Consider the following 6,580-nt stretch of genomic DNA (forward strand, 5'->3'; position numbering starts at 1 on the left):
GCGCCCCACCGGACGATTCCGGTGGGGCGCCCCCGTCCGCGTACCGCGTACCGCCGCGCGGTCTACGGCTCGAACTTGTAGCCCAGGCCCCGGACCGTGACCAGGTAGCGCGGCGCGCCCGGGTCCGGCTCGATCTTGGCGCGGAGCCGCTTGACGTGGACGTCGAGGGTCTTGGTGTCGCCGACGTAGTCCGCGCCCCACACGCGGTCGATCAGCTGCATGCGCGTGAGGACGCGGCCGGCGTTGCGCAGCAGCATCTCCAGCAGGTCGAACTCCTTCAGCGGCAGGTCGACCTTGGCGCCGGAGACCGTGACGACGTGGCGGTCCACGTCCATCCGTACCGGGCCCGCCTCCAGGGCGGCCGGGGTGACCTCCTCCGGCTCGCCGCGGCGGCGGAGCACCGCGCGGATGCGGGCGACCAGCTCACGGGAGGAGAAGGGCTTGGTGACGTAGTCGTCCGCCCCTATCTCCAGGCCCACGACCTTGTCGATCTCGCTGTCCTTGGCCGTGACCATGATGACGGGCACGTTCGAGCGGCCGCGCAGCTGGCGGCAGACCTCCGTGCCCGGCAGGCCGGGCAGCATGAGGTCGAGCAGGACGAGGTCGGCGCCGTTGCGCTCGAACTCGTCGAGCCCCTCGGGCCCGGTCGTCGCGACGGCGACTTCGAAGCCCTCCTTGCGGAGCATGTAGGACAGGGCGTCGCTGAAGGATTCCTCATCCTCGACGACAAGGACTCGGGTCACGGAAGGACCTCCGGGGCGGTGAGCGGTTCTGAGGAGTCGTGCTGCTGTCGGTGCTGCCGTACGGCGCCGGCCTCGGGGAGGCGCAGCGTGAAGGTGGAGCCCTGTCCCTCGGTGCTCCAGACGGTGACCTCCCCGCCGTGCGAGGCGGCCACGTGCTTGACGATCGCCAGGCCCAGGCCCGTACCGCCGGTGGCACGGGAGCGGGCGGGGTCGACGCGGTAGAAGCGCTCGAAGATGCGCTCCTTGTCCTTGTCGGGGATGCCGATGCCCTGGTCGGTGACGGCGATCTCTATCAGATCACCACCGGGCGCGGCGACGCGACGGGCGGCGATGCCGACGCGGGTGTGGGCCGGGGAGTAGTTCACGGCGTTCTCGACGAGGTTGCCGAGGGCGGCGGCGAGCTGGCCGCGGTGACCCCAGACGTGCAGGTCCTGGGTGCCGCCGGCGGCCATGGTGATCTGCTTGGTGGTGGCCGTGTGCCGGGAGCGGTCGACGGCCTCGGCGACGAGCTCGTCCACCCGGACGGGCTCGGCGTCCTCCAGCGGGTCGTCGTTCTGCACCCGGGAGAGGTCGATGAGCTCCTGGACGAGGTTGGTGAGGCGGGTCGCCTCGATCTGCATGCGCCCCGCGAAGCGCATGACCGCCTCGGGGTCGTCGGAGGCGTCCATGACGGCCTCCGAGAGCAGGGACAGCGCCCCGACGGGGGTCTTGAGCTCGTGGCTGACGTTGGCGACGAAGTCGCGGCGTACGGCTTCGATACGGCGGGCCTCGGTGAGGTCCTCGACCAGAAGCAGGACCAGGCGGGAGCCGAGGGGTGCGACGCGGGCGGAGACGGCGAGGGCTTCGCCGCGGCCGGTGCCGCGCCGGGGCAGGTCCAGCTCGACCTGGCGTATCTCGCCGTCGCGGCGGGTGTCGCGCGCCATGTGGAGCATCGGCTCGACGGCGAGCTTGCCGCCGCGGACCAGGCCGAGCGCGTACGCCGCGGAGCTGGCCTTGACGACGGAGTCGCTCTCGTCGAGCACGACGGCGGAGGAGCGGAGCACCGACAGCACGGTGTCCACGCCGGGCGGGAGCACGGCGTCGGTGTGCAGGGAGGTACGGGTGGGCCTGGCCTGGTCGCGCTCGCTCCAGCGGAACGCCAGCATGGCGATCACGCCGGTGCACGCCCCGGCGATCGCGGCCAATGCGGCGACCGCCGCGTTCACGTCCATGCGTCCAGGTTATGCGGGCTCTCGGACATGCTCCCAGCCATCCGCGTGGGTGCTCGAACAGTCGTCGCCCAGAGTTCACCGAGGGGATAGTGACGGTTCACTTGAGAGGGAGGCCCCGGACTTTTTGGACTCGGACCGTGGGAGCGTAGGGGGCCCGAGCCCACCCGGGCCCCTGAGGTTCGCACTGAGAGAGGGACACCATGCGGGACGCGTACCACGAGGAACTGGACTCGATCGGCGAGGGCCTCGTCGAAATGGCCCGGCTGGTCGGGTCGGCGATCGGGCGCGCCACGACGGCGATGCTCGACGCGGATCTGAAGCTGGCGGAGGCCGTGATCGCGGCGGACCAGAAGGTCGACGACCTCCAGCACGACCTGGAGGCGCGGGCCATAGCCCTGCTGGCGCGCCAGCAGCCCGTCGCGACGGACCTGCGCATCGTGGTGACCTCGCTGCGGATGAGCGCGGACCTGGAACGCTCCGGCGACCTCGCCCAGCACGTCGCCAAGCTGGCCCGGCTGCGTTTCCCGGACCGCGCGGTGCCGCGGGACCTGCACGCCACGATCCTGGAGATGGGGCAGCTGGCGCAGCGCCTGATGGCGAAGGCGGCGGAGGTCATCATCACCAAGGACGTCGACCTGGCACTCCAGCTGGAGCACGACGACGACGAGATGGACCGCCTGCACCGCACGCTCTTCCAGCACCTTATGGACGACCGCTGGAAGCACGGCATCGAGACGGCGGTCGACGTGACGCTGCTGGGCCGCTACTACGAGCGCTTCGCCGACCACGCGGTGTCGGTGGCCAAGCGCGTGGTGTACCTGGTGACGGGCGAGCACGCGGACGAGCTCCAGCAGGCGGAAGCGCCGGTCGAGGGCGCGTGACGTCCGGCTGCCGGCCGTGACCCGACGCCGGACGGAGTCCGGCAGCGCGCCGAAGCCTGCGAAGCAGTGCGAGGCACGCCGAAAGAAGGGGTCGCGGACGAGCTCCAGCAGGCGGAAGCGCCGGTCGAGGGCGCGTGACGTCCGGCGCGTGATCTGCGGGCGGGCCTCTGTGCGCCGTTGATGCGCCCTGGTGGGTGGGCATGCAATGGGAGAGGTGACGTACGCCTTCGAACGTACGCCTTTGAGGAGGGACCCCATGGCAGATTCCCCCGTGAGCGGCACCCAGCAGGAAGCAGCACCGGTCGAAGTGGTCCACCTGCCCGTCCTCGGCGCCTGCGGCTGCGGCTCGGGCTGCGGCTGCGGCTGCCAGTCGGGCGCGCCGTGCCAGTGCGGCGGCTGCTGCGGCTGACCGGCCGGGCGTATGCGCATACATGACGAGGGCCCCGTCCATCGCGGTGGACGGGGCCTTCGTCATGCGCCTCGGAGCGCCGCTGCCGTCCGCCGCCGTTGCCGTCAGCACTGCCGTCACTGCGTCACTGCCGTCGGCCGGCCTGCTCCCGTAACCGGTTGGAGTCGACCCTCTTGGGTCACGCCGCGTTCATGCCTGAGACGTGACCTTGCACGTCCTCGAATACGGCGGCCTGGTCCTCCCCGAAGTCCGGAGCCTGGAAAGGATCCGTCGTCGGAGGCGGCGATGCTGTGGCAGAGCAGCGAGGCGCCCCTTCCGGAGCGGAGAACAGCGAGGTCAGATCGATGAGAGGTCTCCCTTTTTGCTACAGATCCCTGGCGGGACCTGGTGTCCTCGACTGGACACAGAGGTCCTACAGCTTGGTCATCTTGGCGTACGGGCTCAAAATCCGCTCCTGCGTCGAGCCGAAATCCACGAGTGCCGCTATCCCGTCCTCGACGCCGATCACCCGGCCGAGGCCGTACATGTCGTGCGTCACGTGGTCGCCCACCGCGAAGTGCTGTGGAGTCGGCGTGACCCGGGCCTTGAAGGGGCTGGTAGGCAAATGACGCTTCAGTGCAGCAGGCTTTGTCATTGCCCCAAGTATGCGCCAGCGGGTATCCCGTGCGCTGCCGGCGTCCCTGTCCGGTTCGACACATACCCGGACGGCAACGTCCACTTCGGCCGAGGGCTCGTACGCTGCGGGACCGGAGACGGGCGGGAGAACCGTGACTGACGAGTACTTCTTGTTGGTGTGCGACCACGTGCCGCATGACGTGGTGCTCATCGACCCCGGCGCGCGCTCGCTCGACGTCGCCCAGGTCGTGCGTCGGCTGACAGGGCTGAGCCTTTGGCGCAGCAAGGTTCTGGCAGCACAGATACCCGCCGTGATCCTCGACGGCGTGCCGCAGGAAGATGCCGAGACGGCCGTCACGGCTCTCCGCGATGTGGGAGCGCAGGCCGAGGTGAGGGGGAACAGCCGGAGCCGGACTTCCTCAGGCCCTGACCACGGCCCGGCCGAGCACCTGGTGGCCCGGACGGCCCCGAGAAAGAGAAAGCCCCCTGCCGGCGGAGAACCCGCTGACAGGGGGCTTCTTCGCGAGGCGGGCTACTTCTTGCCCTGGTTCTTGACCGCCTCGATGGCCGCCTTGGCCGCCTCCGGGTCCAGGTACGTGCCGCCCGGGGTGACCGGCTTGAAGTCGGCGTCGAGCTCGTACACGAGCGGGATGCCCGTCGGGATGTTCAGGCCCGCGATGTCGGTGTCCGAGATGCCGTCCAGGTGCTTGACCAGGGCGCGCAGGCTGTTGCCGTGGGCGGCGACGAGGACCGTGCGGCCGGCGAGGAGGTCCGGGACGATGCCGTCGTACCAGTACGGCAGCATGCGGACGACGACGTCCTTCAGGCACTCGGTGCGGGGGCGCAGCTCCGGCGGGATGGTCGCGTAGCGCGCGTCGCCCGCCTGGGAGAACTCGTTGTCGTCGGCGAGGACCGGCGGCGGGGTGTCGTAGGAGCGGCGCCACAGCATGAACTGCTCCTCGCCGAACTCGGCGAGCGTCTGCGCCTTGTCCTTGCCCTGCAGCGCGCCGTAGTGCCGCTCGTTCAGGCGCCAGGAGCGGTGGACCGGGATCCAGTGGCGGTCGGCGGACTCCAGGGCCAGCTGCGCGGTGCGGATGGCGCGCTTCTGGAGGGAGGTGTGCACGACGTCGGGGAGCAGACCGGCGTCCTTGAGCAGCTCACCGCCGCGGACCGCCTCCTTCTCGCCCTTCTCGGTGAGGTTGACGTCCACCCAGCCGGTGAACAGGTTCTTCGCGTTCCACTCGCTCTCGCCGTGGCGGAGGAGGATCAGCTTGTACGGTGCGTCGGCCATGCGTACGAGATTAATGGACGCCGCTGACGGTTGACGGCTCGCGTCAATTCACTCGCTCGGCGGAGCGACTGCCTTGTAAGTTGCGCTCACCATCTCGGGCGCTTACAGGGGAGTACACGTGTCCACAGCCTCACTCCGGCAGTCCCTACGCGGAACCGTGTCGGGTCTTCCCCCCGGCTTCTGGTGGCTGTGGACATCGACGCTGGTGAACCGTACCGGCGCCTTCGTCCTCACCTTCCTCTCCCTCTACCTCACCCAGGAGCTGGGCTTCTCCGCCTGGTACGCGGGGCTCGTCGTCGCCCTCCACGGGCTCGGCGGCATCGTCGGCGCCCCGCTCGGCGGCATGCTCAGCGACCGGTGGGGGCGGCGGCCCACGATGGTCACCGGCCACCTCGCGGCCGCCGCGGGCGCCGCGGCGCTCGCGTTCGTCACCAGCACCTGGGGCGTCGCCGCGGTGGTGCTCTTCATGGGCGTGGCCATGCAGTCCGTACGGCCCGCCATCGGCGCGACCATCGCCGACCAGGTGCCGGAACACGACCGCAGGCGCGCGTACGCCCTCAACTACTGGGCGCTGAACCTCGGCTTCGCCATCGCCGCGATCGGCGGCGGCGCCGCGATCGTCCTCGGCTACCGGACGCTGTTCCTGGCCGACGCCGCCGCGACCGCGCTGTGCGCGCTCATCGTCTTCCTGCGGCTTCCGGAGACGCGGCCGACGGCGCCGACGGCCCCGGCGACGACCCCCGGTGGTGCCCCCGCGAAGGAGGGCGCGGGCGAGCAGCGGATCTCCATGCTGGACGTGCTGCGCGACGGGCCGTTCCGGACGCTCGTGCTGCTCAACCTGCTCGTCTGCGCCGTCTTCTCCACCCCGTGGGTCGGCCTGCCGCTCACCATGGCCCAGGAGGGCCTGGAGCCGGACTCGTACGGTGTGGTCATCGCCGTCAACGGTGTCGTCATCGTCGGTTTCCAGCTGCTCGTCAACAAGATCACCGAGAAGCGGTCGCCGGTCGCCCTCCTCACCGTCTCGTCGCTGCTCTTCGCGGTGGGTACGGGCGCGACGGCGCTGGCCGGGACACCGCTGATATTCGCCGCGACCGTGGTGGTGTGGACGATCGGCGAGATGGTGCACGTGCCGACCAACGCCGCCGCGACCGCCCGGCTCGCCCCGGCGCACGCCCGCGGCCGCTACCAGGGCGTGATGGGCATGTCCTGGTCGGTCGGCGGGTTCATCGCGCCGATCGTGGCCGGCTGGGTCATCAGCGGCCCCGGCCCGGACGTCCTGTGGCTGGGCTGCGCGGTGATCGGCACCACGGCCGCCGCCGGGTACGCGCTGCTGCTGCGGCCCTCTGTCTGTTTTGTGATGGTTGAGCTCGCTCGTACGGCGGTGTGTAACCGGTGGTTATACGGCCATTCCGGTGTCGGCGTCCCGTCCG

At 70.5% G+C, this 6,580-nt stretch carries 7 protein-coding genes and 1 pseudogene; 4 read left to right on the forward strand and 4 right to left on the reverse strand.

From position 1 onward, the window contains the following. Positions 1 to 62: 62 nt before the first annotated feature. Together ABZX67_RS06995 and ABZX67_RS07000 are read right to left on the reverse strand one after the other, a co-directional pair. Complete coding sequence (locus tag ABZX67_RS06995; RefSeq protein ID WP_031073314.1) at positions 63 to 743, reverse strand: response regulator transcription factor; 681 nt, start codon at positions 741 to 743, stop codon at positions 63 to 65. Next, complete coding sequence (locus tag ABZX67_RS07000) at positions 740 to 1,954, reverse strand: ATP-binding protein (RefSeq protein ID WP_355355651.1); 1,215 nt, start codon at positions 1,952 to 1,954, stop codon at positions 740 to 742. Before ABZX67_RS07000 ends, ABZX67_RS06995 begins: the two co-directional genes overlap by 4 nt. Before the next feature lie 200 nt (positions 1,955 to 2,154). On the opposite strand from ABZX67_RS07000, the gene phoU reads away from it, so the two are divergent. Together phoU and ABZX67_RS07010 are read left to right on the forward strand one after the other, a co-directional pair. Continuing rightward, the gene (phoU, locus tag ABZX67_RS07005; protein ID WP_355355653.1) at positions 2,155 to 2,835 is read left to right on the forward strand and encodes a phosphate signaling complex protein PhoU; all 681 of its coding nucleotides are present in this window, start codon (positions 2,155 to 2,157) and stop codon (positions 2,833 to 2,835) included. Between the two features lie 256 nt (positions 2,836 to 3,091). After that, positions 3,092 to 3,244, forward strand: coding sequence for a hypothetical protein (locus ABZX67_RS07010; protein WP_355355655.1), 153 nt, complete (start codon positions 3,092 to 3,094; stop codon positions 3,242 to 3,244). 412 nt (positions 3,245 to 3,656) lie between these two features. Here ABZX67_RS07010 and ABZX67_RS07015 read toward each other — a convergent pair whose 3' ends face one another. Further along, positions 3,657 to 3,878 carry a hypothetical protein gene (locus tag ABZX67_RS07015; protein WP_355355657.1) on the reverse strand — a complete coding sequence of 74 codons (222 nt, stop codon included), beginning with the start codon at positions 3,876 to 3,878 and terminating at the stop codon, positions 3,657 to 3,659. Positions 3,879 to 4,011: 133 nt separating this feature from the next. Here ABZX67_RS07015 and ABZX67_RS07020 point away from each other — a divergent pair. Next, positions 4,012 to 4,289, forward strand: a pseudogene (locus tag ABZX67_RS07020) (ribosomal protein L7/L12). Positions 4,290 to 4,391: 102 nt separating this feature from the next. On the opposite strand, the gene ABZX67_RS07025 reads toward ABZX67_RS07020, so the two are convergent. Continuing rightward, complete coding sequence (locus tag ABZX67_RS07025) at positions 4,392 to 5,150, reverse strand: phosphoglyceromutase (protein WP_355355659.1); 759 nt, start codon at positions 5,148 to 5,150, stop codon at positions 4,392 to 4,394. A 157-nt stretch (positions 5,151 to 5,307) separates the two neighbouring features. Here ABZX67_RS07025 and ABZX67_RS07030 point away from each other — a divergent pair. After that, the coding region (locus ABZX67_RS07030) for an MFS transporter (RefSeq protein ID WP_355355661.1) at positions 5,308 to 6,580 on the forward strand (1,273 nt) is incomplete at its 3' end.

This window comes from Streptomyces sp. NPDC003036 (assembly GCF_040611175.1).
Taxonomy (GTDB): Bacteria; Actinomycetota; Actinomycetes; order Streptomycetales; family Streptomycetaceae; genus Streptomyces.

Coding starts and splice junctions, on each gene's coding strand:
- ABZX67_RS07015 (WP_355355657.1), bottom strand. CDS start 3,878: ATGACAAAGCCTGCTGCACTGAAGCGTCATTTGCCTACCAGCCCCTTC.
- phoU (WP_355355653.1), top strand. CDS start 2,155: ATGCGGGACGCGTACCACGAGGAACTGGACTCGATCGGCGAGGGCCTC.
- ABZX67_RS07010 (WP_355355655.1), top strand. CDS start 3,092: ATGGCAGATTCCCCCGTGAGCGGCACCCAGCAGGAAGCAGCACCGGTC.
- ABZX67_RS07000 (WP_355355651.1), bottom strand. CDS start 1,954: ATGGACGTGAACGCGGCGGTCGCCGCATTGGCCGCGATCGCCGGGGCG.
- ABZX67_RS07025 (WP_355355659.1), bottom strand. CDS start 5,150: ATGGCCGACGCACCGTACAAGCTGATCCTCCTCCGCCACGGCGAGAGC.